Raw genomic sequence first — 23,559 nt, 5'->3', positions numbered from 1 at the left:
GGGGCGTGGCCGGCCGCATTAGAAGTTGCGGGCGCGGAACGCATAAACTGACTGCCGCACACAGTTTATGCATGACCGGCCTGTCTGCCATCCATCTGATCCCCGTTTCGGGCGGCCCGTTTCGGCCGCAGCGCGGCGCAGGAGACTCCGGCCGGTTTTACCTGAGGAGAAAAATCCACCATGGCACGCACCGCCTCCCTGTCCGGATTCCCCGAGTGGCTTCCCGAGGAGCGGCTGGTGGAGCTGCATGTGCTGGACACGCTGCGCCGGGTCTTCGAACTCCATGGCTTTTCCTCCATTGAAACCCGCGCGGTGGAGACGGTCGGGCAGCTGCTGCGCAAGGGTGAGATCGACAAAGAGGTCTACGGGCTGAGCCGGCTCCAGGACGACGACGGCGAAGGCGCAGCCGCGACAAACACGGATGCCGCCAAGTCGCACCGGGGCGATCCGCACGCCCTGGCGCTGCACTTCGACCTCACCGTGCCCTTTGCCCGGTACGTCGTGGAGAACGCCGGCTACCTTGCTTTCCCGTTCCGCCGCTACCAGATCCAGAAGGTCTGGCGCGGGGAGCGTCCGCAGGAAGGCCGCGCCCGCGAGTTCACCCAGGCCGACATCGACATTGTGGGCGACGGCGAGCTGCCGTTCCGTTACGACGTCGAGATTGCGCTGGTCATCGCCGAGGCCCTGAGCGCCCTGCCGATCCCGGCTTTCCTGCTCCGGATCAACAACCGCAAGCTGGCCGAGGGCTTCTACAACGGCATTGGACTCACCGACACCGCCGGCGTGCTGCGCAGCATCGACAAGCTCGAAAAGATCGGCCCCGCCAAGGTGGCTGAGCTGCTCAAAACCGAGCTCGGAGCCAGCGACGAGCAGGCCCAGGCCGCCCTGAAACTGGCCTCGATCCGCACCGGGGACACCTCCTTCGTGGAGCAGGTCCGCGCCCTCGGGGTCAGCAACGACCTGCTCGAGGAGGGCCTGACCGAACTGGAGCAGGTCATCGCCGCAGCCGTCCAGCGGGCGCCCGGCAAGGTCGTCGCCGACCTCAGCATCGCCCGCGGCCTGGACTACTACACCGGCACCGTGGTCGAAACCGTCCTGGTGGGCCACGAACAGCTCGGCTCGATCTGCTCCGGCGGGCGCTACGACGCCCTCGCCAGCAAGGGGAACCGCAAGTTCCCCGGCGTCGGGCTCTCCATCGGCGTGACCCGGCTGGTCTCCCGGATCCTCAGCCAGGAGCTCGCCAAAGCAACACGCTCCGTGCCGACCGCCGTGCTGGTGGCGCTGAGCAGCGACGACAGCTGGGGCGCCGCGCAGGACGTCGCCGCGGAACTGCGCAGCCGCGGGATCGCCACCGAGGTGGCGGCCAAGGCCGAGAAGTTCGGCAAGCAGATCAAATTCGCGGACCGCCGCGGCATCCCCTTCGTCTGGTTCACCGACGACGACGGCAAACACCAGGTCAAGGACATCCGCTCCGGCGAGCAGGTCGACGCCGATCCGGCCACCTGGGCGCCCGCCGCGGAGGACCTGCACGTCCGGGTCCTGAAAGCCTAGGCGGCGGCTTTCCGGCGCCGCAGCCGCAGCACCAGGAAGCGCCCGGCCACACCGACCGCCAGCACTGCGGCCATGCCCAGCACCGAGGCGGGCGGCAGGGTCACGGCCAGGACCAGGCAGCCGAGGAACCCCAGGACGTTCAGCCAGCGCGGCGCATGCCAGGGCCGCGCGGACAGCGTGAAGGCCGCGGCATTCGTCACCGAGTAGTAGACCAGCACGCCGAAGCTGGAGAAGCCCACGACGGTCAGCACGTTGGTGCTCAGCAGCAGTAAAATGACGGCGGCCGCGACGGTCAGTTCGGCGAGGAACGGAACCGTGTTCGCTCCGCCGACCCGGGCGAGCGGGGACGGCAGGTCACGTTCCCGCGCCATCGCCATCGCAGTCCGGCCCACCCCCGTGATCAGTGCCAGCAGCGCGCCGAGGCACGCGGCGGCCGCGCCCGCCTGCACGAACGGGGCGCCGGCGCTGAGCGCCGAACTGGTGACGGCGTCGAGCAGCGGCGCCGTCGAACCGGCCAGCTGTTCCGCCGGCAGATGCCACTGCAGCAGCAGCGCCATCCCGAGATAGATGACGAACGCCGCGGCCAGGGCCGCGAGAATGGCCCGCGGAATGGTGCGGGTCGGGTCCTTGACCTCCTCGCCCAGCGTCGCGATCCGGGCGTACCCGGCAAAGGCGAAGAACATCAGTCCCGCCGCCGGGAGCACACCCCAGCCGCCCGCCGCCGCGGCGCTGGCGGCTGCACCGTCGGATGCAGGATGCGGTCCCAGCATCGACGCCGCCGCCACGAACGCAAGAGTGGCGAGCACCACGGCCAGCAGGATCCGGGTCAGCAGGGCCGTCCGGGTGATCCCGAGCAGGTTCACGCCGGTCAGGACCACAACGGCGGACACCGCCAGCGGCGTGGCGAAGTCCGGGGCCGCATAGTGGCCGAACGTGAGGGCCATCGCCGCGCAGGAGGCGGTTTTTCCGGTTACGAAGCCCCAGCCGGCGATGAAGCCCGGCCATTCGCCCAGCCGCGTCCGCCCGTAGATGTAGGTGCCGCCGCTGGAAGGATACTGGGCGGCCAGCTGGGCCGAGGCCACCGCGTTGCAGTACGCGATCAGACCGGCCAGGGCCACAGCGACGGCCAGCAGGGGACCGGCCAGGGCAGCGGCAGGCGCGAAGACCACAAACACCCCGGCGCCCAGCATGGAGCCGAGCCCGATCGCCGTCGAATCCAGGACGCCCAGGCGGCGCTGCAGCTGCCCGGGGGTGCGCGGGTCAGGGGAGGCTGTGTTCTGACGGCGGCTTGCCATGGCGGGAGGGGCCTTTCCAGCGGGTAAACTCGAACGGGATCGTTCCAGTAGCGATCCTATTGAACATGAGTTTTGATTTCCCTCTGTCTTCTTCAGAAAGGCGTGCTGTGCTGCGCACACATGACCTCGGATCCCTACGCTCCGAGCACATTGGACAAACCGTAACCCTCGCCGGCTGGGTCGGCCGGCGTCGTGACCACGGTGGTGTCGCCTTCGTTGACCTGCGCGACGCCACGGGGGTGTCCCAGGTGGTCGTCCGTGAAGAGGAAGTCTTCCACGGGCTGCGCAACGAGTACGTGCTGCAGGTGACCGGCACCGTCTCCCGGCGCCCGGAGGGCAACGAGAACCCGGCGCTGGCCACCGGCGAGATCGAGGTCATGGCCGAGAGGGTCACCATCCTCAACACCTCCGAGCCGCTGCCGTTCCAGATCGACGAGCACGTCGAAGTCGGCGAGGAAGCCCGCCTCAAGCACCGCTACCTGGACCTGCGCCGCCCCGGCCCCGCCCGCAACATGCGCCTGCGCTCCGAGGCCAACCGTGTCGCCCGGGAACTGCTCCACCAGGACGGCTACGTCGAGATCGAAACCCCGACGCTGACGCGCTCGACCCCGGAAGGCGCCCGCGACTTCGTGGTCCCCGCGCGCCTGGCGCCGGGTTCCTGGTACGCGCTGCCGCAGTCCCCGCAGCTGTTCAAGCAGCTCCTGCAGGTCGGCGGTTTCGAGAAGTACTACCAGATCGCCCGCTGCTACCGCGATGAGGACTTCCGCGCGGACCGCCAGCCGGAGTTCACCCAGCTCGACATCGAAGCCAGCTTCGTCGAGCAGGACGACATCATCCGGATCGGCGAGAACATCGTGAAGGCACTGTGGAAGCTGATCGACGTCGAAATTCCGACGCCGATCCAGCGCATCACCTACCACGACGCGATGGCCCGCTACGGCTCGGACAAGCCGGACCTGCGCTTCGGCCTGGAACTCACCGAGCTGACCGAGTTCTTCAAAGACACCAACTTCGGCGTGTTCAAGGCACCCTACGTCGGCGCCGTCGTGATGCCGGGCGGAGCCTCCCAGGCCCGCCGCGCGCTCGATGCCTGGCAGGAATGGGCCAAGCAGCGCGGCGCGAAGGGCCTGGCCTACGTCCTGTACAAGGAAGACGGCGAACTCGCCGGCCCCGTGGCCAAGAACCTGACCGACACCGAGCGCGCCGGACTGGCCGAGGCCGTTGGCGCGAAGCCGGGGGACTGCATCTTCTTCGCCGCCGGCGAGAAGTCGCCGTCCCGCGCGCTGCTGGGCGCGGCCCGCGTGGAGATCGGCCACCGCACCGGCCTTATCAACCCGAGCGACTGGGCCTTCTGCTGGGTGGTCGACGCCCCGATGTTCGAACCGGCTGCAGCGGCCGTCGCGTCCGGCGACGTCGCCGTCGGCGCCGGGCAGTGGACCGCCGTGCACCACGCGTTCACCTCGCCCAAGCCGGAGTTCATGGACAGCTTCGACAAGGATCCCGAATCCGCGCTGTCCTACGCCTATGACATCGTCTGCAACGGCAACGAAATCGGCGGCGGCTCCATCCGTATCCACCAGAGCGACATCCAGGAACGGGTCTTCGAGCTGATGGGCCTGGACAAGGCGGACGCGCAGACCAAGTTCGGGTTCCTGCTCGAGGGCTTCAAGTTCGGCGCGCCTCCCCACGGCGGCATCGCGTTCGGCTGGGACCGTGTCGTCGCACTGCTGGCCGGCGTGGAGTCCATCCGCGACGTCATCGCGTTCCCGAAGTCCGGCGGCGGCTTCGACCCGCTGACCCAGGCGCCGGCGCCGATCACCGCGCAGCAGCGCAAGGAAGCCGGCGTGGACTTCAAGCCGGAGGCCAAGAAGGCGGACGGCACCAAGTAGCCTGATGTGATCAGCAGCAGAGGCTCTCCGGGCAACCGGGGAGCCTTTGCTGTTGATGTCCCGGAACTCCTCCCGGGACGTACCGGACGATGTGCGCTGGACGGAAAGGGGCCCGATGGGGCAGGAACCGATGACCAGGCTCGAGGAGCTGATGGACGCCGCGTGGCCGGCCGCCGAGCGGGAGGAATCCGGCGGCTGGATGCTCCGCGCCGCCTCCGGCGTGACGCAGCGGGCCAACTCCGTCTGGCCCCGCGAGCCCGGGGCGGACCCCCACAGACTGCTGGCCGCGCTCCGGGAGGCGCGCCTCTGGTACCGCAACCGCCGGCTGCCGCTGATCTTCCAGGTCTTCGAGGACCCGTGCTCCGCGCCGCTCAACGCCGTACTGGATGAGGAGAGGTTCACCCGGCAGTCCGAGACCCTGGTGCTGGTCCGGGTCGGCGGCACTGAATCCCCGGGCACCGACAGCGGCGTCGAAATTTCGGCCGGGCCCTCTCCGGAGTGGCTGCGGCTCTGGTGGAGCGTGGACGGCCGCGGCGACGACGCTGCCCTCGCCGCCGCCCGAGGGATCCTTGAACGCTGCCCCTCGCTGTACGCCCTCGTGCGGGACGACGACGGCCGTCCCGCCGCCGTCGGGCGCCTTGCTCTTCCTCATGGCGGGACCGGCGGGCTGTACTGCATGGCGACCCGCCCGGACGCCCGGCGGAACGGCCACGCCGCCCGGATCCTGCAGGCCCTGCTGCGCGAAGGGGACGCCCGGGGCCTCGGCAGCTACTGGCTGCTGGTGATGGCCGCCAATGCCGGCGCCCGGGAACTCTATGCCCGCGCCGGATTCCAGGCCGCTGGCCGGTACCTCTACCGGCAGGAACGGCCCAAGCGGCACCTGACCGGCTGCTGACAACAGGCGGCGACGAACAGCAGGGCCGACGCCGGGCCGGCAAAGGCGGCATGGCGATGACGCCCGGAATTGCCGGCGGGGCTATGCCTCCGTGGCCGGCCGGCGGGCGAGAAGGACCGCCTGCGGGGTCTTTTCATGCGCACGTGCCTGGCGTGTCATCTGAGCGATCACGGTGAAGCCTGCGCCGGTCAAGTGGCCGGCGACGAGCTCCGGTGTGAAGAAGTGGGCCTCCAGCGACACGTCGTGCCCGTAGGCCCGGGAGAGATGCCGGTGGCCCCCACCGACCTGGAAACCGAGCAGTGCATGGCCCCCCGGCGCCAGAACGCGGAAGAACTCGGCGAGAATCCGGGGGAGATCCCCGGGCGGCGTATGGATGATCGAGTACCAGGCAAAGACGCCGCCCAGCTGCCTGTCCGTGTACGGAAGTTCCGACAGATCGGCCACCTCAAAGGCGAGCTCCGGCGAGGTTCTGCGGGCGACGGCAATCATTCCGGCGGACAGATCAATCCCTGAAATGGCCACACCCAGCGACGCCAGCAACCGGGTCATGCGGCCCGTTCCGCAGCCGGCGTCGACTACCGGACGGGCCGGTGTCTGGGTGACATGTCTGACGAAGGCTTCGATCATGCCGCGGTCCGTCGGCGCCTCGAAGCTGGCGTCGGGCAGCTGGCCCGCGTAGCTCTCCGCCACCGCGTCATACGTCGACCGGACGCTGTCAAGGCGAATATCAGCAGTCATCTGGACAGGGTAACGGCTTCCTTTGTTCGTCGGGTGCGACCGCGCCGGACGCGCCGACCGCGGCGGCCAACGGCCCGGACAGCCATCCATCAGCTTCCTGTTGCGAACGCAGCCGCACAACGATGAGGTCCGGGTATTCATGGATGAGGAGGGGCACTGCCGCTGTGTAGTTCCGCCTGGACCGGATGGCCCAGCGCACGATGTGCTCACGCTCGGTGAGAACTGTCCACAGCGGGGCTTCGGTGTTGCCGTTCCACAACTCTTCCCGGCTCCATCGGCGGCGGATGGTGCGCCGGACGAGCCGGGGGAGCGTGACGCGCACAAAGGGAAAGTCGAGCCAGACCAGCAAATCTGCGCTCCCTGCGAGCAGCGGCCGCGCGGTGTCGTACTGCCACTCGGTGGTCACGCATCGGTCCTGATCAGCGAGCGGACGTCTGCGAGAAACTCCGGCCGCGGGGTCCAGGCGGGCCCGTGGAAGAGCGCGTCAATCTCTGTGTGCGGACCTCCCGTGAGGGCGGCGATTCGCCCGCCAAGCGTTGTCTTGCCCACTCCAGATACCCCGGCCACGAGCACCCGCTTCGGGGGATGCGGAAGCCGGTCCTGGTAAGAACGCATGGGTAAAGCTTAGGCAGACGGGTCCCGCGCCGCGCTCCACGACTCGGGCGGGAGCGCCTGCGATGGACACGGCCTACTTCGAGCCCATCCGATCCGGGCTGAAGACAGCAACCATTAGTTACCATGACCCCGCAGCAATAGGACCTGCACTTTTCATGTTCGGCGACAACTATGGAGAGCTTGACGGGGCCTCATCACTCGAATTTCTGCTCAGGGGACTGAGACGCCAGTACCCCCACATTGCCGACACCGCACCGGTGACGGTGCCGCGCTTCCATCCACAGGGGCCTTCCGGCCAGGTACCCTGGCTAGCCAGCCTGGATGACAAACGCGGAAATTGCGTCGCGATCGCGACGATACATGGCGGAATGGTCGAGGAAGTCCGTTCGACCCGTGACGGCAGCGCGCCTGTCCGTGAAGTCGGCTAGTTCGTCCAGCCTGGCCCGGAGGGTTTCATAGACGTCACGGTGCTCAAAGGGGAGACCATAGGCCCCGATCAAGTCATCAAGTCGGGAGTGTCTCTCGCTGGCGGCGGGGGCAGTGTCTCCGCCGTTTTCGCCCAAGGGAACCAGGCGGTATGCCAGATAGGCGAAGTCCCAGACTCTAGGTCCGGGCGAGGCGGTATCAAAGTCGATGAGGGCCGCCAGCTGTCCGTCCCGGAAGACCATGTTGTACGGCGCGGTGTCGTTATGGCACACGACTTCCGCCGGATGGTGGGTCGGCAATTGCCACCGGAGGTCCGCCCCGGCAAGGCCAATGCTGGCGTCGTGGATACGTCGCAGCAAAGCCCCCGCGTCGTGCAGGATCGACGCGGACCAGACCCACTGCGGCAGCGGGTAGTGCGCAGCGTCTCCCGGAACGAAGGTGAGGACCTCCCGGCCATGTTCGTCCAGGCCCAGGGGTTCGGGGACCTCCTTGACGCCCGCGGACCGGACGGCATCGAGAAACGCATGAACGGCGGGCGTCCACGGCCCAGTCGTCCGCCGCACGGTCTGGCCGACTCTCGTTACAAGGGTCGAGTTACCGCCGGCGAGAACCACTTCATCCGTCATCGGACCAATCTAGTACGCAACGCGCAGTCAGGTACGGCCGATGCTGGGCGGCGGCATATCGGGCCGGATCCGACTACGTTGCGTCCTTTGGGCGTCGCGCCTTCGTTCGACGCCGACGAAAAGCTAGTCCGGCGGCTGGCTGCCCGCTGACGCCGGATACTCGATTTATCCATTTGATCGAATTTTCGGTGGGTCGATTGCATGGGTAAGAGGAACTGTGAAGAAGAAAACAGCGACACAGCCGGAGCCGTGGGCGCCGACGCGACAGGCGGCCCCCGCCCCGGCCTGTCGGCCGGACGGAACGTTCCGGTTCAGCGACCGCTTCATCAAAATGGCCACCACCGTCCTCGTCAGCCTGCTGGCGGCGGTTCTCGGCGGCGAGGCAATCCGGGCCGGGGGCGGATTCATCGGCTTCTTCCTCATCCTGGGCATGCTGGCCGCGGTCGCCGGCGGCACTGAACTGGGCCAGGAGATGCTCGGTCGGACCTGGACTCCGTGGGCGTTCTGGGGCGGCACAGCCCTGATGGCCCTCGCGGTCGGGAGCTTCTGGATCGTCGGCTGGATCGCGCGGGTGCCGATGTGGTTACAGGCCCCCGTCCTGGGCTCGCCGCGCGTGGTCGTGCGCGGATCGAGCGAGAACCCCGCCGACATCGTGCGTCCCAACGAGCTGGACGAACGGGCGCCGGTGAGATATCTGCCACAACGGCGCCCGAGCCACGACGGCGCCCTCCGGGATAGCGGCCTGCTCACTGTGGGCACCGTAGACTCGATTTATCCATTTGATCGATAATTGGGGGTGCTGATCGTGGGCAACAGGAAGACGGCTCGGCGAAAAACACGAAAGAAGAACGCATCGGCGCAGCCGACGTTCCGGGCCCCGACGCGACACGCCCACGCGCAGACCCCCCGCCCGGACGGTACATTCCGCTTCAGCGATCGCTTCATCACCAGGACCAGCACCGCCCTCGTTGTTTTCATGTTCGTATTCATCGGCGCCGGGCTCATCATAGGACCGATCGGCGTCAATGTCGGGGGTGACGCAGAAGAGACTCTCGTTATTCTGGCTGTCTGGCTCCTCGGCATCGGAACCGTGCTCCCGCTGCTGCTGTCAGGCATTCTTGGCGGCGACGCGATAACGGCCGGCGGAGGTTTCCTCGGCTTCTTCCTCATCGTGGGTCTCTTCGCGTTCGTCGCCGGCGGCACTGACCAGGGCCGGGAGTTGCTTGGTCCGGTGTGGGCCCCCTGGGCGTTCGGGGGCGGCCTCGCGCTGATGGTCCTGGCCGGCGCAGGGTTCTGGATCATCGGCTGGATCGCGCGGGTGCCGATGTGGCTGCAGGCTCCAGCCCTGGGGGCGCCGCGCCTGTTTGTGCGCGGATCGAGCGACAACCCGGCCGACGTCGTAATTCCCAACCAGCTCGACGAAAGGCACCGATGAGGACCGGGCGGCACGCCAAGGCAGAACGGTCGCCGTCGCCCGTCAGCTGACTGCGCGGATGGCATGGCGGCCGCTGCTACGACGGCGGATCCGTCACCAGGACGCGCACCGCGCACAGGTCCGCCGCGGCCTGCTTCAGGACCGCGGCGCGCGGGTCCGGGACGTCCAGGAATGCGAGCCTCGGCCGGGCGGCGTACTGCTTCAGCACCGGTTCGGCGAGGACCTGTTCGGCCAGGGTCCGGTCGCCGCCGGGCGCCAGGTACTCGATCCGGTGGTCCGCGAAGATCCGGGCGGCATGGTCCGCCACGGCCTCCACCAGGGCGTCGGCCTGGTTCGCCCGCCGCCGGGCAAAACGCTGCTGGGACCAGCCTCCGGCAGCGGTCCGGGACTGGACGTGCCGGGTGCCGGTCTTGGACGCGAGCACGGCCCCGCCGCTGACCACCGCCACGGAGTAACCTCCGCGCCGGACCAGCACGGCGCCGAGGCTCCGCGGCTGGGACGCCAGCGAGGCGAGGCGGGCGGCGGCGTCGCTGCCTCGCCCCGGACGGCCGTCCACCGGCCACGGCGCCTGCAGGAGGGCCGCGGCCCCGTCCGCGGCACTCAACTGCAGCCCGCCGTCGAGCTCGGCCTCGCTGAGGGGGCCGTGGCTCGCGGCGAAGCGCTCCACCCAGCCCGGCAGCCGGGCGCCGGAGACGAACGCCACACGGGTCTCGGTGCTTGTCATGACGGGGGTCTCCGTTGTGAGGGTGTCGGGGCGGGCGGGAACTAGAAGTAGCCTATCTATGTGGATGATCTCTTTGGCGCAGGACGGGACAGCGGCGGCGCTATCGAGGATGACGGCGACGCCGAGGAAGCGGGGGCGGCCCGCGCCTCCTCGCCGCGCAGCCCGCTCGCCGTCCGGATGCGGCCGCGGACCCTCGATGACGTGGTGGGCCAGCAGCACCTCCTCGGACAGGGCTCGCCGCTGCGCCAGCTCGCCGCCGGAACGGACGCCACCGGCCCCGCGGGTCCCAGCTCGCTGATTCTCTGGGGGCCTCCCGGCACCGGCAAGACCACGCTAGCCCACGTCATTGCCAAGGGCCCCGGCCGGAAATTCGTCGAGCTCTCCGCCATCACCGCCGGCGTCAAGGACGTCCGCCGTGTCATGGACGAAGCCCTCACCGCCCGCGACCTCTTCAAGACCACGACCGTGCTGTTCCTGGACGAGATCCACCGCTTCAACAAGGCCCAGCAGGACGCGCTGCTGCCCGGCGTCGAGAACCGCTGGGTGGTCCTGGTCGCCGCGACCACCGAAAACCCCTCGTTCTCCGTCGTCTCGCCGCTGCTCTCGCGGTCCCTGCTGCTGACCCTCAAACCGCTCACCGACGCCGACGTCGAGGCACTGCTGCTGCGGGCCGCCGCCGACGCCCGCGGGCTCGGCGGCAAGGTGGAACTCAGCGGTGAGGCCCTGGCACACCTGGTCCGGCTCTCCGGCGGGGACGCCCGCCGGGCGCTGACCGCGCTCGAAGCGGCGGCCGGGGTCGCCTTCGGGGACGCGGACGACACCGACCCAGTCAAAGCAGGCACACCCGGCGCAGTCGGATCAGGCACCGTCGTGGCCGGGGCCGCCGCCGGAGCCGCCGGGGAAGCTCCGATGAAGATCGAACTCAGGCACACGGAGCGTGCCCTCGACGTCGCGTCCGTGCGTTATGACCGCGCCGGCGACCAGCACTACGACGTCGCCAGCGCCTTCATCAAATCCATCCGGGGATCCGACGTCGACGCCGCCCTGCACTACCTCGCCCGGATGCTCGAAGCGGGGGAGGACCCGAAATTCGTGGCCCGCCGCATCGTCATCTCCGCGGCCGAGGACGTGGGCATGGCCGACCCGACGGCGCTGCAGACCGCCGTCGCCGCCGCCCAGGCCGTCCAGCTGATCGGCATGCCCGAGGGCCGCATCATCCTGGCCGAGGCCGTCGTCCACCTCGCCACGGCACCCAAATCCAACGCCGCCTACATGGGGATCAACCAGGCCATCGCCGATGTCCGCGCCGGGCTGGGCAACGGCATCCCCGCCCACCTGCGCGATGCCCACTATCCGGGATCCAAACAGCTGGGCCACGGGCAGGGCTATAAGTACGCCCATGACGCGCCCCACTCGGTGGCCACGCAGCAGTACCCGCCGGATGACCTCGTGGGGCGCAACTACTACGAGCCGACCGCCAACGGCGCCGAACGGGACATCTCCACCCGGCTGGAGCGGCTGCGCAGGATCATCCGGGGCAAGTGACCCGCGGGCCGGGAAAGTGGGCGTTGACTTCCCGGCGCCGAGGTCTAACGTGGACTTAAGTCAGCAAGGACCTGCTGAGCGTGCGTGCCTGGTGGGGACAGCAGCACATATTGCCGGCTCTTCGCTTCCCGGACCCCAGGTTGGCCGCCGGCACCTCAATAGCCTGCCTTCATGCAAGGCTCCGTCGCCCAAATCACAAGGTCGTGCCCCCCATGCCCGTCAATTTCGTCACCGCCCTGGCCGTTAAGTCCTTTGATCTGCCGGACAAGAAACGGTGCCCGGACAACGCCGAATTCGACCTCGTCACCGTCAACGACTACTCGGTGGCGCGGCTGATCCTCGGCCCGGGCTGGCGGTGGTCCCAGTCCATCAGACCCCTGGAACAGACCGACCTCTGCGAACACCACCATCTGGGGTTCTGCATCTCGGGGGAGATGGAAGTGGAATCCGCTGACGGGCTGCGCTCCACCATCCGCGCCAACGACACCTACGCAATTCCGCCCGGCCATGACGAATGGGTTGCCGGGTCCGCCCCGTTCGTGGCGGTCGAATTCCTGGGGGCGGCATCGTTCGGGCGTCGCAGCGGGCGGGGCGTGCATGCCAGGACCTGACGGTCCGCCGACCCCGACATGGTAGGGTTGTTCGTTGTCTGGCAAGGCACGGACGCACAATTCACGTGATTTCAGCATTGCACGCTGTTGCGATGCCCATCTGAGGGGTTTGCCCTGTGCCCAGTAGCAAAAGGCAGCGGTTGGCCGATGCTCTCCATCGTGGAGGCCAGTAACACACTCACACCGCAGATATTGGAAGGACACAAGTGGCTAACAACACTCGTGCTCGCCGTACCGCACGCCTTTCGCGTGCCCTCGGCATTGCTCTGACCCCCAAGGCCGCCAAGTACATGGAGCGCCGCCCGTACGGCCCCGGTGAGCATGGCCGTGCCCGCAAGAAGCAGGACTCCGACTACGCCGTACGTCTGCGCGAAAAGCAGCGTCTGCGCGCCCAGTACGGCATCCGCGAAGCCCAGATGACCCGTGCCTTCGAAGAGGCACGCCGCACCAAGGGCCTGACCGGTGAAAACCTGATCGAACTGCTCGAAATGCGTCTCGACGCCCTCGTGCTGCGTGCCGGCTTCGCCCGCACCATCGCCCAGGCCCGCCAGCTGGTTGTCCACCGCCACATCCTGGTCGACGGCATCCGCGTTGACCGCCCGTCGTTCCGCGTCTCTGAGGGCCAGCTGGTCCACGTTCACAGCCGCAGCGAAACCATGCCTCCGTTCCAGGTCGCAGCAGCCGGCGCCCACCGCGACGTCCTGCCGATCGTCCCGGCCTACCTGGACGTCAAGCTCGACGCCCTGCAGGCCCGCCTGGTCCGTCGCCCCAAGCGCTCCGAGGTCCCCGTGACCTGCGAAGAGCAGCTCGTCGTGGAATTCTACGCACGCTAGATCCAACGCGACACCTTACAAAGAAGCCCGTGGCAAGCGCCGCGGGCTTCTTTGTATGTAAGGTACTTGGGGGACTTCTGCGGTTGCCGGCTGTGTCAGCCGGAGACGCCCGCAGCGACACAACGCAACAAGGAGATGAACGACTATGACTGGTGGCGATATTGCCGGCCTGATCGCGGCCGGAGTGTTTGCACTGCTGGTCCTGCTGCTCGCCGTGCCGATTCTGAAGCTCGGGGGTGTGTTCGACGAAGTGCGGACCTCGATCCGTTCGATCAGCGACGGCGCGACCCCGCTCATGGACGAAGTCACGGCAACCGTCTCCACCACCAACGAGCAACTGAAGAAGGTCGACGGGATCGCGAACAACGTCTCCGACGCCTCGGCGAACATCTCGGCGCTGTCCTCGCTCATGGCCGCCACCGTGGGTTCGCCCCTGATCAAGGTCGCCTCCTTCAGCTACGGCGTGCGGGCGGCCTTCTCTGCCCGTAAAAAGCCCGCCACCGGCCGCCGCAGCCGCTAATCCCCGCTGGAGAACCTGACATGAACAGAATCATCTGGATGGGAATCGGCGTCGCCATCGGCGTCATCGCGTTCCGCAAGATCACCGAGGCGCAGTCAAACCTGGGCCCTGAGGGCCTCAACCGGGCAGTGGGCCGGCTCGCCGACGGCATCTACGACTTCGCCGACGCCGTGCGCGAAGGCATGAACGAGCGCGAGACAGAACTCCGCTCTGCCCTCGGCATCGATGCCGGCCTGGAGAAGGCCATCGGCCACGGCACAGCCAGCCGGGATGCAGTCCGGCGCTAGCCGGGAGAGAATTATTAAGGGCGGCACCCGCACGAGGACCGCCGGCACGGCCTAAGGCCAGGACCAGACCGTTCCCGCGGACCGCACGCGCAACCGCAGACGCAACAACAGACGCAGTGAATATTGAAGGGTAAGTAATCAGCTCATGAAGTCGCAGGAGATCACCAAGCGCTGGATCGACTTTTTTGTCAGCAAGGGCCACACGGCGGTTCCCTCCGCGTCCCTGGTCTCCAGCGACCCTTCCCTGCTGTTCACGGTCGCCGGCATGGTCCCGTTCATCCCGTACCTGACCGCCCGGGAGGAAGCCCCGTACAAGCGTGCCACCAGCGTGCAGAAGTGCATCCGCACCGGCGACATCGAGGAAGTCGGCAAGACCGCCCGCCACGGCACCTTCTTCCAGATGTGCGGCAACTTCTCCTTCGGCGACTACTTCAAGGAAGACGCCATCAAGTTCGCCTGGGAACTGCTCACCACAGGCGTTGACGACGGCGGCTACGGCCTGCCGCCCGAGCGCCTCTGGGTCACCGTCTACGAAGAGGACGACGAGGCCGAGCAGCTCTGGCTGAACAACACGGGAATGCCCGCCGAGCGGATCCAGCGGATGGGCAAGGCCGACAATTACTGGTCCACTGGCCAGCCCGGCCCGGCAGGCCCGTGCTCGGAGATCTACTATGACCGCGGCCCCGCCTACGGCGTCGAGGGCGGTCCGATCGCGGACGAGAACCGCTACGTGGAAATCTGGAACCTCGTGTTCATGCAGTACCAGATCGACAATGTGCGCTCGAAGGTCGACTTCGACATCACGGGCGAACTGCCCAAGAAGAACATCGACACCGGCCTGGGCATGGAACGTCTCGCGATGATCCTCCAGGACGTCGAGAACATGTACGAGACCGACCAGCTCCGCCCCGTCATTGACCGGGCCGCGGCGCTCTCGGGCCGGGAATACACCTCGGCCGAGTCCCCGGAGGACCCGCACCACACCGACGACGTCCGGATGCGCGTCGTCGCGGACCACATCCGTTCCTCCCTCATGCTGATCGCCGACGGCGTGACCCCCTCCAACGAGGGCCGCGGCTACGTGCTGCGCCGCCTGATCCGGCGCGCAGTGCGCTCCATGCGCCTGCTCGGCGTCGAAAGGGCCTGCCTTCCTGAACTGCTGCCCGCCTCCCGTGATGCCATGAAGGGCGTCTACCCGATCGTGGAGACGGACTTCAGCCGGATCAGCCGGATCGCCTACGCCGAGGAGAAGGCGTTCCTGCGCACCATCGCCTCCGGCACGGCCCGCCTCGAGGACGCCGTCAAGGAGTCCCAGGCCGCCGGCCGGCCGCTCTCCGGCGCCGACGCGTTCGCTCTGCACGACACCTACGGCTTCCCGATCGACCTCACCCTCGAAATGGCCGATGAGGCCGGACTGAAGGTCGACGAGCCGGAGTTCCGCAAGCTCATGCTCGAACAGCGCCAGCGCGCCCAGGCCGACGCCAAGGGCAAGAAGGGCTCCCACGCGGACCTCAGCGCCTTCCAGGAGCTGCTGTCCGCCGGTGAGACCGTCTTCACCGGCTACACCGAGCTCACGGGCGAGTCCAAGGTCCGCGGCATCCTCGCCGCCGGACGCAAGGTCTCCCAGGCCTCTACGGGCGACGAAATCGAGCTCGTCCTGGCCGAGACCCCGTTCTACGCCGAGGCCGGCGGCCAGGCCGCGGACACCGGACTGATCACCGGCGACGGCTTCGTCGTCGAGGTCCTGGACGTCCAGCGCCCCATCAAGGGCCTGAGCGTGCACAAGGCCATCGTCCGGGAGGGCGAAATCGGCGCCGAATCGCTCGTCCAGGCGGCCGTGGACCGGGAACGCCGGCACGCCGGCGAACAGGCCCACACCGGCACGCACATCGTGCACGCGGCCCTGCACCAGATCCTCGGCCCGGAAGCGCTGCAGCGCGGCTCCTTCAACAAGGCGGGCTACCTGCGCTTCGACTTCGCCTGGGGTGAAGGCCTGAGCCCGGCCACCCGCTCGGAAATCGAGGAAGTCTCCAACATCGCCATCCGCAACAACCACCGGGTGGAGACCAGGATCATGGGCCTCGCCGAGGCCAAGGCCCTCGGCGCCATGGCGCTCTTCGGCGAGAACTACGGCAACGAGGTCCGCGTCGTGGAGATCGACGGCGCCTGGTCCCGTGAGCTCTGCGGCGGCACGCACGTTGAGAACACCTCGCTGATCGGCAGCCTCTCCCTGCTCGGGGAACAGTCCGTCGGATCGGGAAACCGCCGCGTCGAGGCCTTTGTCGGCATGGACGCCTTCCGGCACCTTGCCGCTGAACGCGCCCTGGTGACCGAACTGACCGAACTGCTCAAGGTTCCCTCCGGGTTGCTCGCGGACCGGATCGCCACCACGCTGACCAAACTCAAAACCGCCGAGAAGGAACTCGAACGCCTGCGCAAGGAACAGCTCACGGCAGCAGCCGCGCAGCTCGTGGGTACTGCCAAGGACGCCGCCGGCATCAAGGTCATTGCGCACGACGCCGGCCAGGTCAGCGGCGCGGATGACCTCCGCGGCCTGGCGCTGGACCTGCGGACCCGTCTCGGCTCCGAGCCGGCCGCCGTCGCCGTCGCCGGCGTCAGCAATGACCGCCCCGTGATCCTTATCGCCACCAACGAAGCCGCCAGGGCAGCCGGCGTCAAGGCAGGCGCGCTGGTGCGCCTCGCCGCCGGCATCCTCGGCGGCGGCGGAGGCGGCAAGGACGACGTCGCCCAGGGCGGCGGCACGGACGCCGGCAAGGTCGGCGCCGCACTCACGGCCGTCGTGGACGCCATTACCCGGCGATAACGGACGATCCGTGAACGAAGCAGCCGTGCCCGGCGACTACCCCCTGGGCGTCAAGCTCGGGGTAGACGTCGGCACCGTCAGGGTCGGCGTGGCCATCTGCGACCGTGACGGCATCCTGGCCACCCCCCTGCGCACCCTGGAACGGAATGTGAAAAAGAACACCGACGTGCGGATCCTTGCGGCCCTGGCCGCGGAACTTGGCGCCGTGGAGATTTTTGTCGGCCTGCCGCGGACGATGAAGGGCGAGGAACATGCCTCGGCCCGGATGGCCACGGACTATGCAAAACTACTGGCGGGTAAACTGGGGGAGTGCGGGTCTTCTGTTCCGGTCCGGCTGGTTGACGAGCGACTGAGCACAGTGTCGGCCCACCGGAGCCTGCACGAAGCTGGCATGAGCAGCCGAAATCACCGTAGAGTAGTTGATCAGGTTGCGGCGGCAGGTATCCTGCAACATGCACTTGATATGCAAAAGGCCAGGGGGACGGAGGTCGGAGTCCGCGTTTACGCGGAGTCCACGCCGGGGCCGACCGGGGATGGCGCTCAGGCCTGCCCGGCAGTAGACACGCATTCTGCCCAACGCATTCTGCCTAAAATGGAAGGCCACAGTGAGCCCGGTCAACAGTGACGACTCCTCCGGCGAAGTTCTCGGCGGCGCCGGCCGACCGCTGACCCGTAAAGAGCTCAGGACCCAACAGAAGGTCCAGGGGACCGAGGGCCAGGACGTTATCCCGCCGCAGGCCTTCGAGACCGGCGAGGACATCACGCCTGCCGCGCCCGGCGCCGGGCCCGGCGCCGACGACGCAGATGTTCACGCTGATGACGCAGTCCAGACTCCGCCGATCCATGGCGCCGATGCGCCGGACCGGCCCGCGGCAGCCCCCACCGTGCATGAAGAGCCTGTCCCGGCAGCGCCCGTGCACGACGACGCGGTGCTTGACGAGCCTGTCCTGGCAGCGCCCGTGCACGAAGACGCCGCGCACCAGGGCTCCGTCCACGACGAGCCCGAATACTACGAACCCGTTCACGAGTACGCCGGTGGTGTTGCCGGTGAGGATGCCGTGCATTACCAGGCCGACGGCCGTCCTGCTGAATACCACGAGGAAGGCGGCCATGTTGTGTTGGCCGGAGGTGCCGCCATCCCCACGTCCAAGGGTCCGTCCAAGAAGGTCGGCCGCCGGCGGCGTTTCCTGGCGCTGCTGCTGTCTTTGTCGGTCTTCATTGTGGCCGTCGCCGTCGGCGCGCAGTTCCTCAAGCCCCTCCTCGGCGGGGACACGGCGGCCGACTACCCGGGTCCCGGCACCGGCGAGGTCCTTATCTCCGTGCCGCCGGGCGCCGGACCGAGGTCCGTGGCGACCGAGCTAGAGGCCAAGAAGGTGGTGGCGGACGCCGACACGTTCCTGCGGGAATTCGTGGCCTCCGGAGGGGCACTGGCCCCCGGGGACTTCACGATGCGCAACGAAATGAAGAACTCCGACGCCGTGGCCGTGCTGCTGAACAAGGACCAGGGCAAAGTCATGTACTTCGCGCTGAGCGCCGGGCTCAGAATCGGCGAATCGCTGGAGGCCATCTCCGCTGGCACTGGTGTGCCGGTCGCCCAGCTCAAGGAGCTCAGCGACTCGCCCACCCAGTTCGGCGTGCCCGCCAAGGCCACGAACCTCGAAGGCTTCCTCGCTCCCGGCGAATACCGGTTCCCGCTCGGCACCCCGGCCAAGGAGGTGCTGCAGAAGCTCGTCACCACCACCCTGGACGAGCTGACCTCCCAGGGCGTCACCGATCCGGCGAAGCAGTACGACGTCGTCACGGTCGCGAGCATCGTGCAGGCCGAAGGCGGCCAGGCGGAGTACGGCGACGTGGCGGGCGCGATCTACAACCGCCTTAAGCCGGGCAACCTCGAGACGAACGGGCTCATCCAGTCCGACGCCACGGTGACCTACGGGCTCGGCATCAAGAGCTTCCACATCGACGAGGACCAGAAGGCCGACAAGTCCAACCCGTACAACACCTACGCCAACCAGGGCCTGCCCGTTGGACCGATTGGATCGCCGGGCAAGACCGCGATTGACGCGGCTGCCAAGCCCAAGACAAACGACTACCTCTACTGGGTGACAATCAACCTGGACACCAAGGAAACCTTGTTCTCCAAGACGCTGGCGGAGCACAACACCTACGTGGCCAAGTACAACGCCTGGTGTGAGGACAACCCCGGACGTTGCGTATGACGCTCCGGGCCGCCGTGCTCGGGCACCCGATCAGCCATTCCAAGTCCCCTGCGCTGCACCGGGCTGCGTACGCCCGTCTGGGTGTGGAGCTGGACTATTCGGCCATTGACGTGACCGAGGACGCGCTGCCTGCCTTTATGGCCCGTGTCCGGGAAGACGTGCGGCAGGGGAAGGCCTGGCGGGGGCTGTCGGTCACGATGCCGCTGAAGTCCTGCATGGTCCGCGAGGTGGATGAGGTCCGCGGCGTGGCCCGCGACCTCGGCGTCGTTAACACGGTCGTCTTCGAGCGTCCGGCGCCGGGAGACAGCGCCGGCGCCACCCGCCTGGTCGGCTACAACACCGACGTCGCCGGAATCGTCAACGCGCTCCGCCATGCCGGGGCCGCGTCCGCGCCGACCGCCGTCGTGCTGGGCGGTGGCGGCACCTCTGCCGCTGCCATTGCGGCGCTGCAGGAACTGGGCGCGCCGGACGCGGACATCTTCGTCCGCGATGTCACCCGCGCCGCTGAGGCGCGGGCCGCCGCCGCCGCGATCGGCCTTCCCATCCGGGTCCTTCCCCTGGCCGGGGCTGCTGCCGCCGTCGCCGGGGCCGGCGTCGTCATCTCCACGTTGCCGCCCCGGGCCGCGGATCCGCTCGCGGAGGAACTCGGGCAGCTCTTCGCGCAGCGCGCCGGCGGGCCGTCGAGCGATGCTGCAGGGGTCAGGCCCGGGGTGCTGCTGGACGTCGCCTACGATCCCTGGCCGAGCCGGATCGCCTCCGCCTGGCAGGAAGCCGGCGGCACCGTGGTCCCCGGACTCGAGATGCTCATCTACCAGGCTGTGGAGCAGGTCCGCCACTTCACCGGCCTGGGGGAGGCCGTGCCGGCTGAGGTCATAGATGTGATGTGTGACGCAGTCGGGGCGCCCCGACGGGTGTTCTAACCGCCTTACATGGCAGGATGGATTTTATGTTGCGTTGGTTGACTGCCGGTGAATCCCATGGCCCGGCTCTGGTCGGAATTATTGAAGGCGTGCCCGCCGGTGTTGAACTCACCAGCGCCCAGATCGCCGATTCGCTGGCCCGCCGCCGGCTCGGCTACGGACGCGGCGCGCGGATGAAGTTCGAGCAGGATGTGGTCACCATCCTCGGCGGCGTCCGCCACGGCATCACCCAGGGTGGCCCCGTCGCCATCCAGGTCGGCAACACCGAGTGGCCCAAGTGGGAGCAGATCATGTCTGCCGACCCCGTGGACCCCGAGATCCTCGCCGACCAGGCCCGCAACGCCCCGCTGACCCGCCCCCGGCCCGGCCACGCAGACTTCACCGGCATGCAGAAATACGGTTTCGACGAGGCACGTCCGGTGCTGGAGCGCGCCAGCGCCCGCGAAACCGCCACCCGCGTCGCCCTCGGCACCGTCGCCTCAGCGTTCCTCAGGCAGCTCGGCATCGAGCTCGTCTCCCACACAGTAGCGATCGCCACTACTTCAGTCCCCGAAGGCCGGCCGCTGCCGGTCCCGGACAACGTCCTGGCCCTCGACGCCGACCCGCTGCGCTGCTTTGACCGCGAGACCTCCGACGCCATGGTCGCCGAGGTCGACATCGCGCACAAGGAAGGTGAGACCCTCGGCGGCGTCGTTGAGGTCCTCGCCTACGGACTCCCGCCGGGACTGGGCAGCTACGTCCACTGGGACCGCCGCCTCGATTCACGGCTGGCGGCTGCCCTGATGGGCATCCAGGCCATCAAGGGCGTCGAGGTCGGCGACGGCTTCCTCACCGCGTCCCGCCGCGGCTCGGCCGCCCACGACGAGATCGTCAAGGACGCCGCCGGCCGGATCATCCGCACGTCCAACCGCGCCGGCGGCATCGAAGGCGGCATGAGCATCGGCGACGTGCTCCGCGTCCGCGCCGCGATGAAGCCCATCGCCACCGTGCCGCGCGCCCTCAAGACCGTCGATGTCAGCACCGGTGAGGCCGCCAAGGCCCACCACCAGCGCTCCGACGTCTGCGCGGTCCCCGCGGCCGGGGTCGTCGCCGAGGCCATGGTGGCGCTGGTGCTGGCCGAGGCGGTTACGGAAAAGTTCGGCGGCGATTCCGTGCAGGAAACCGCCCGCAACATCAAGGGTTATCTGGACAACATTCCGGCGTCCCTGGACTCGATCGGCCACTAGTGCCCGCCGAAACACCGGCAGTGCCGGCCCTGGCGGCGGCCCGGCCCATTGCGTTGATCGGGCCGATGGCGGTCGGAAAATCCGCCATCGGACGGCAGCTTGCCCAGCAGCTGGGCGCCCGGTTCGTGGACACCGACGTCGTGGTGGTGGCCAACCACGGATCCATCGCGGAAATCTTTGCCAGCCGCGGCGAGCACGCCTTCCGTGAGCTGGAAGCCAGGGCTGTCGCCCGCGCCATCGAGGACGCCCGGGGCGGCAGTACGGTCATCTCACTGGGCGGCGGCGCCGTGCTGGACTCCGGCACGCAGCAGCTGCTGGAGCACTGCACCGTGGTCTACCTCGAATGCGATGCGGACACCGTGGCGGAACGCATAGCCAGGAATTCCGGCCGGCCGCTGCTGGCCGGAGACGCCATGGAACGATGGAAGAGCCTGTTCGCCACCCGGCGGCCGGTCTACGAGCGGCTGGCCGACCTGGTCATCGATGTCCGGAACGGATCCGTTCCGGACATCGCACACCGGCTGGAAGATGCGCTGCACGGGGATGAGGCCGCAGGAACCGCGGCCGTACCCCCGCCAGCGGCGACAAAGGAAGTTGAAAAGTGATCACCGAATCAACCGTCATCAAGGTCACCGGGCAGACGCCCGGGGAGAACTACGACGTCGTGGTGGGCCGCGGCCTGCTGGCCAGTCTGCCCGGGCTGCTGGGGGAGCGGGTCAAGCGTGTCCTGGTCATCCACCCGCGGGCGCTGCGCCTTACCGGCGACACCGTCAGGGAAGAACTAGCTTCGGCCGGCTTCACGGCGCTGACCGCCGAGATCCCCGACGCCGAAGAAGGCAAGCACATCGAGGTGGCCTCCTTCTGCTGGCAGGTGCTGGGGCAGAATGACTTCACCCGCTCGGACGCCGTCGTCGCCGTCGGCGGCGGAGCCGTAACCGACCTGGCCGGGTTCGTGGCCGCGACCTGGCTGCGCGGGGTCAAGGTCATCCACATGCCCACCAGCCTGCTCGGCATGGTGGACGCCTCCGTGGGCGGCAAGACCGGCATCAACACCGCCGAAGGCAAAAACCTCGTCGGGGCCTTCCACCCGCCGGCCGGTGTCCTCGCGGACCTCGACACCCTGGACACCCTGCCCAAGAACGAGATGATCTCCGGCATGGCCGAGGTCATCAAGTGCGGCTTCATCGCGGATCCGGCCATCCTCGAGCTGATCGAAAAGGACCCGGCCGCCGTCTCCGACCCGCGCTCGGACGCCGTACGGGAACTCATCGAACGCGCGATCACGGTGAAGGCCAGGGTCGTGTCCGACGACCTCAAGGAAACCGGCCAGCGAGAAATCCTCAACTACGGCCACACCCTGGGCCACGCGATCGAACTGGTCGAGCGCTACTCCTGGCGCCACGGCGCCGCCGTCTCCGTCGGCATGATGTTCGCCGCCGAGCTGGCCCGCAGCGTCGGCCGCCTCAGCGACGCCGACGCCGACCGGCACCGCAGCATCCTGGAGAGCCTGGGGCTGCCCATCACCTACCGGCGCGACCGCTGGCAGGCGCTGCTCGACGGCATGCGGCGGGACAAAAAGTCCCGCGGCGACCTGCTGCGCTTTGTGGTGCTCGACGGCGTGGCCCGCCCCGGCATCCTCGACGTCCCGGACACCTCCCTGCTGTTCGCCGCCTACCAGGAGATCGCCTCCTGATGGGATTCCTCCCCGGCGGCACCAGCGACTGGCCGGATGCCGGGTTCCCCGGGATCAGGATCAATCCCGACAGCCTGGTGCCGCAGATCGTCAACGAGGACGCGGTCGCCGAAGAGCTGGCAGCCTCGACGGACCCCGGCGACCGGATCTTCGTGCTGTTAGTCAAAGGGCACCCCGCCGACGCCGCCGAACTGCTCGCCGAGGCCCGGTACAGCGACCCCTCCTCGCTGCGCCTGCGCATCTTCGAAGCCGACGTCCTGCGGGTCTCCAACCGGCTGGACCGGGCCGTGGAACTGTTCCGCCAGCTGCTTGCAGAGACCCGCGGCACGCCGGATGAGGCGGTCATCCGCGAGCACCTCGGACGGTCCTACTTTGCCAGCGGCAACATCGCCGCCGCCGTCGAATCCTTCACCGAGGCGCTGGACCTTCGTGTTGCGGGGTCCGCCGACGCGGCCCTGATCTACGCGTCCACCGTGGCTGTCCAGCGCGCCCGGGATGTGCTGGACCGCGATTCCTGAGACGGCGCAGCCGGGACCTCCGCGCAAGTCCTGCAGGGGGCGTCCGGCAGCGGACCCGCAGAACCGGTAGAATGGTTCTTGGATTTTTGATAAATACGCGCTGGCGGGCCAATCGGCATGCTTGCCTGGCATAACCGGCTGGCAGCTAGAAGCAGTCAGATAAGAAACC

At 68.3% G+C, this 23,559-nt stretch carries 24 protein-coding genes; 18 read left to right on the top strand and 6 right to left on the bottom strand.

Translation table 11 applies throughout. The features are described 5' to 3' along the window. Positions 1-180 precede the first annotated feature (180 nt). A complete protein-coding gene (gene hisS / locus QK291_RS15380; protein WP_282383484.1) occupies positions 181-1,551 on the top strand; it encodes a histidine--tRNA ligase in 1,371 nt (456 codons plus the stop codon). On the opposite strand, the gene QK291_RS15375 is transcribed toward hisS, so the two are convergent. Continuing rightward, positions 1,548-2,846, bottom strand: coding sequence for an APC family permease (locus QK291_RS15375; RefSeq protein ID WP_282383483.1), 1,299 nt, complete (start codon positions 2,844-2,846; stop codon positions 1,548-1,550). The two genes, hisS and QK291_RS15375, sit on opposite strands and share 4 nt — an antisense overlap. Before the next feature lie 107 nt (positions 2,847-2,953). On the opposite strand from QK291_RS15375, the gene aspS reads away from it, so the two are divergent. Continuing rightward, a complete protein-coding gene (aspS, locus tag QK291_RS15370; protein WP_282383481.1) occupies positions 2,954-4,735 on the top strand; it encodes an aspartate--tRNA ligase in 1,782 nt (593 codons plus the stop codon). A gap of 115 nt (positions 4,736-4,850) precedes the next feature. After that, a complete protein-coding gene (locus QK291_RS15365; RefSeq protein ID WP_282383479.1) occupies positions 4,851-5,630 on the top strand; it encodes a GNAT family N-acetyltransferase in 780 nt (259 codons plus the stop codon). 81 nt (positions 5,631-5,711) lie between these two features. Here the strand turns inward: QK291_RS15365 and QK291_RS15360 are convergent, their stop codons facing one another. The 4 genes from QK291_RS15360 to QK291_RS15350 form a co-directional block, all read right to left on the bottom strand. After that, on the bottom strand, positions 5,712-6,368 hold the full coding sequence (locus tag QK291_RS15360; protein ID WP_282383477.1) for a class I SAM-dependent methyltransferase: 657 nt from the start codon (positions 6,366-6,368) through the stop codon (positions 5,712-5,714). Beyond that, a complete protein-coding gene (locus QK291_RS15355) occupies positions 6,358-6,774 on the bottom strand; it encodes a hypothetical protein (protein ID WP_348994586.1) in 417 nt (138 codons plus the stop codon). Before QK291_RS15355 ends, QK291_RS15360 begins: the two co-directional genes overlap by 11 nt. After that, positions 6,771-6,983, bottom strand: coding sequence for a hypothetical protein (locus tag QK291_RS19075; protein WP_348994585.1), 213 nt, complete (start codon positions 6,981-6,983; stop codon positions 6,771-6,773). The genes QK291_RS15355 and QK291_RS19075 overlap by 4 nt, the downstream gene beginning before the upstream one ends. Before the next feature lie 308 nt (positions 6,984-7,291). Then, the gene (locus QK291_RS15350) at positions 7,292-8,035 is read right to left on the bottom strand and encodes a phosphotransferase (RefSeq protein ID WP_282383475.1); all 744 of its coding nucleotides are present in this window, start codon (positions 8,033-8,035) and stop codon (positions 7,292-7,294) included. Between the two features lie 217 nt (positions 8,036-8,252). Between QK291_RS15350 and QK291_RS15345 the strand changes: the two genes are divergently transcribed. Both QK291_RS15345 and QK291_RS15340 read left to right on the top strand, forming a co-directional pair. After that, positions 8,253-8,825, top strand: a complete 573-nt coding sequence (locus tag QK291_RS15345; RefSeq protein ID WP_282383473.1) for a hypothetical protein — start codon at positions 8,253-8,255, stop codon at positions 8,823-8,825. Beyond that, the gene (locus QK291_RS15340) at positions 8,826-9,470 is read left to right on the top strand and encodes a hypothetical protein (protein ID WP_282383470.1); all 645 of its coding nucleotides are present in this window, start codon (positions 8,826-8,828) and stop codon (positions 9,468-9,470) included. It abuts the gene before it with no gap. A gap of 76 nt (positions 9,471-9,546) precedes the next feature. Here QK291_RS15340 and QK291_RS15335 read toward each other — a convergent pair whose 3' ends face one another. After that, the gene (locus tag QK291_RS15335) at positions 9,547-10,194 is read right to left on the bottom strand and encodes an acVLRF1 family peptidyl-tRNA hydrolase (RefSeq protein ID WP_282383467.1); all 648 of its coding nucleotides are present in this window, start codon (positions 10,192-10,194) and stop codon (positions 9,547-9,549) included. 60 nt (positions 10,195-10,254) lie between these two features. Between QK291_RS15335 and QK291_RS15330 the strand changes: the two genes are divergently transcribed. The 13 genes from QK291_RS15330 to QK291_RS15270 all read left to right on the top strand — a co-directional run bounded on the left by QK291_RS15330 (position 10,255) and on the right by QK291_RS15270 (position 23,390). Beyond that, entirely contained in the window at positions 10,255-11,739 is a 1,485-nt protein-coding gene (locus QK291_RS15330; RefSeq protein ID WP_282383464.1) for a replication-associated recombination protein A, read from the top strand. 212 nt (positions 11,740-11,951) lie between these two features. Further along, the gene (locus tag QK291_RS15325; protein ID WP_282383461.1) at positions 11,952-12,350 is read left to right on the top strand and encodes a cupin domain-containing protein; all 399 of its coding nucleotides are present in this window, start codon (positions 11,952-11,954) and stop codon (positions 12,348-12,350) included. 206 nt (positions 12,351-12,556) lie between these two features. Further along, positions 12,557-13,183: a 30S ribosomal protein S4 gene (rpsD, locus tag QK291_RS15320; RefSeq protein WP_282383458.1), complete on the top strand. Its 627-nt coding sequence runs from the start codon at positions 12,557-12,559 to the stop codon at positions 13,181-13,183. Positions 13,184-13,328: 145 nt separating this feature from the next. Continuing rightward, entirely contained in the window at positions 13,329-13,703 is a 375-nt protein-coding gene (locus tag QK291_RS15315) for a DUF948 domain-containing protein (protein WP_282383455.1), read from the top strand. Positions 13,704-13,723: 20 nt separating this feature from the next. Further along, positions 13,724-13,990, top strand: coding sequence for a DUF6167 family protein (locus QK291_RS15310; protein WP_282383452.1), 267 nt, complete (start codon positions 13,724-13,726; stop codon positions 13,988-13,990). A 145-nt stretch (positions 13,991-14,135) separates the two neighbouring features. Continuing rightward, complete coding sequence (alaS, locus tag QK291_RS15305) at positions 14,136-16,814, top strand: alanine--tRNA ligase (protein WP_282383449.1); 2,679 nt, start codon at positions 14,136-14,138, stop codon at positions 16,812-16,814. 10 nt (positions 16,815-16,824) lie between these two features. Beyond that, positions 16,825-17,439, top strand: coding sequence for a Holliday junction resolvase RuvX (ruvX, locus tag QK291_RS15300; protein ID WP_282383447.1), 615 nt, complete (start codon positions 16,825-16,827; stop codon positions 17,437-17,439). Beyond that, the gene (gene mltG / locus QK291_RS15295; protein WP_282383445.1) at positions 17,420-19,033 is read left to right on the top strand and encodes an endolytic transglycosylase MltG; all 1,614 of its coding nucleotides are present in this window, start codon (positions 17,420-17,422) and stop codon (positions 19,031-19,033) included. The genes ruvX and mltG overlap by 20 nt, the downstream gene beginning before the upstream one ends. Next, positions 19,030-19,953 carry a shikimate dehydrogenase gene (locus QK291_RS15290; protein ID WP_282383442.1) on the top strand — a complete coding sequence of 308 codons (924 nt, stop codon included), beginning with the start codon at positions 19,030-19,032 and terminating at the stop codon, positions 19,951-19,953. Before mltG ends, QK291_RS15290 begins: the two co-directional genes overlap by 4 nt. Before the next feature lie 26 nt (positions 19,954-19,979). After that, on the top strand, positions 19,980-21,179 hold the full coding sequence (gene aroC, locus QK291_RS15285) for a chorismate synthase (RefSeq protein WP_282383439.1): 1,200 nt from the start codon (positions 19,980-19,982) through the stop codon (positions 21,177-21,179). Beyond that, the gene (locus tag QK291_RS15280) at positions 21,179-21,784 is read left to right on the top strand and encodes a shikimate kinase (RefSeq protein ID WP_282383435.1); all 606 of its coding nucleotides are present in this window, start codon (positions 21,179-21,181) and stop codon (positions 21,782-21,784) included. Before aroC ends, QK291_RS15280 begins: the two co-directional genes overlap by 1 nt. Further along, positions 21,781-22,872, top strand: a complete 1,092-nt coding sequence (gene aroB / locus QK291_RS15275) for a 3-dehydroquinate synthase (protein WP_282383432.1) — start codon at positions 21,781-21,783, stop codon at positions 22,870-22,872. Before QK291_RS15280 ends, aroB begins: the two co-directional genes overlap by 4 nt. Continuing rightward, complete coding sequence (locus QK291_RS15270; RefSeq protein WP_282383430.1) at positions 22,872-23,390, top strand: tetratricopeptide repeat protein; 519 nt, start codon at positions 22,872-22,874, stop codon at positions 23,388-23,390. The genes aroB and QK291_RS15270 overlap by 1 nt, the downstream gene beginning before the upstream one ends. The last annotated feature ends 169 nt before the right edge of the window (positions 23,391-23,559 follow it).

The sequence above is a fragment of the Arthrobacter sp. AL12 genome, assembly GCF_029960645.1.
In the GTDB taxonomy this organism is placed as follows: domain Bacteria; phylum Actinomycetota; class Actinomycetes; order Actinomycetales; family Micrococcaceae; genus Arthrobacter.
The sequence above is the reverse complement of the archived record's forward strand: the minus strand, read 5'-3'. Positions and strand labels throughout refer to the sequence as shown.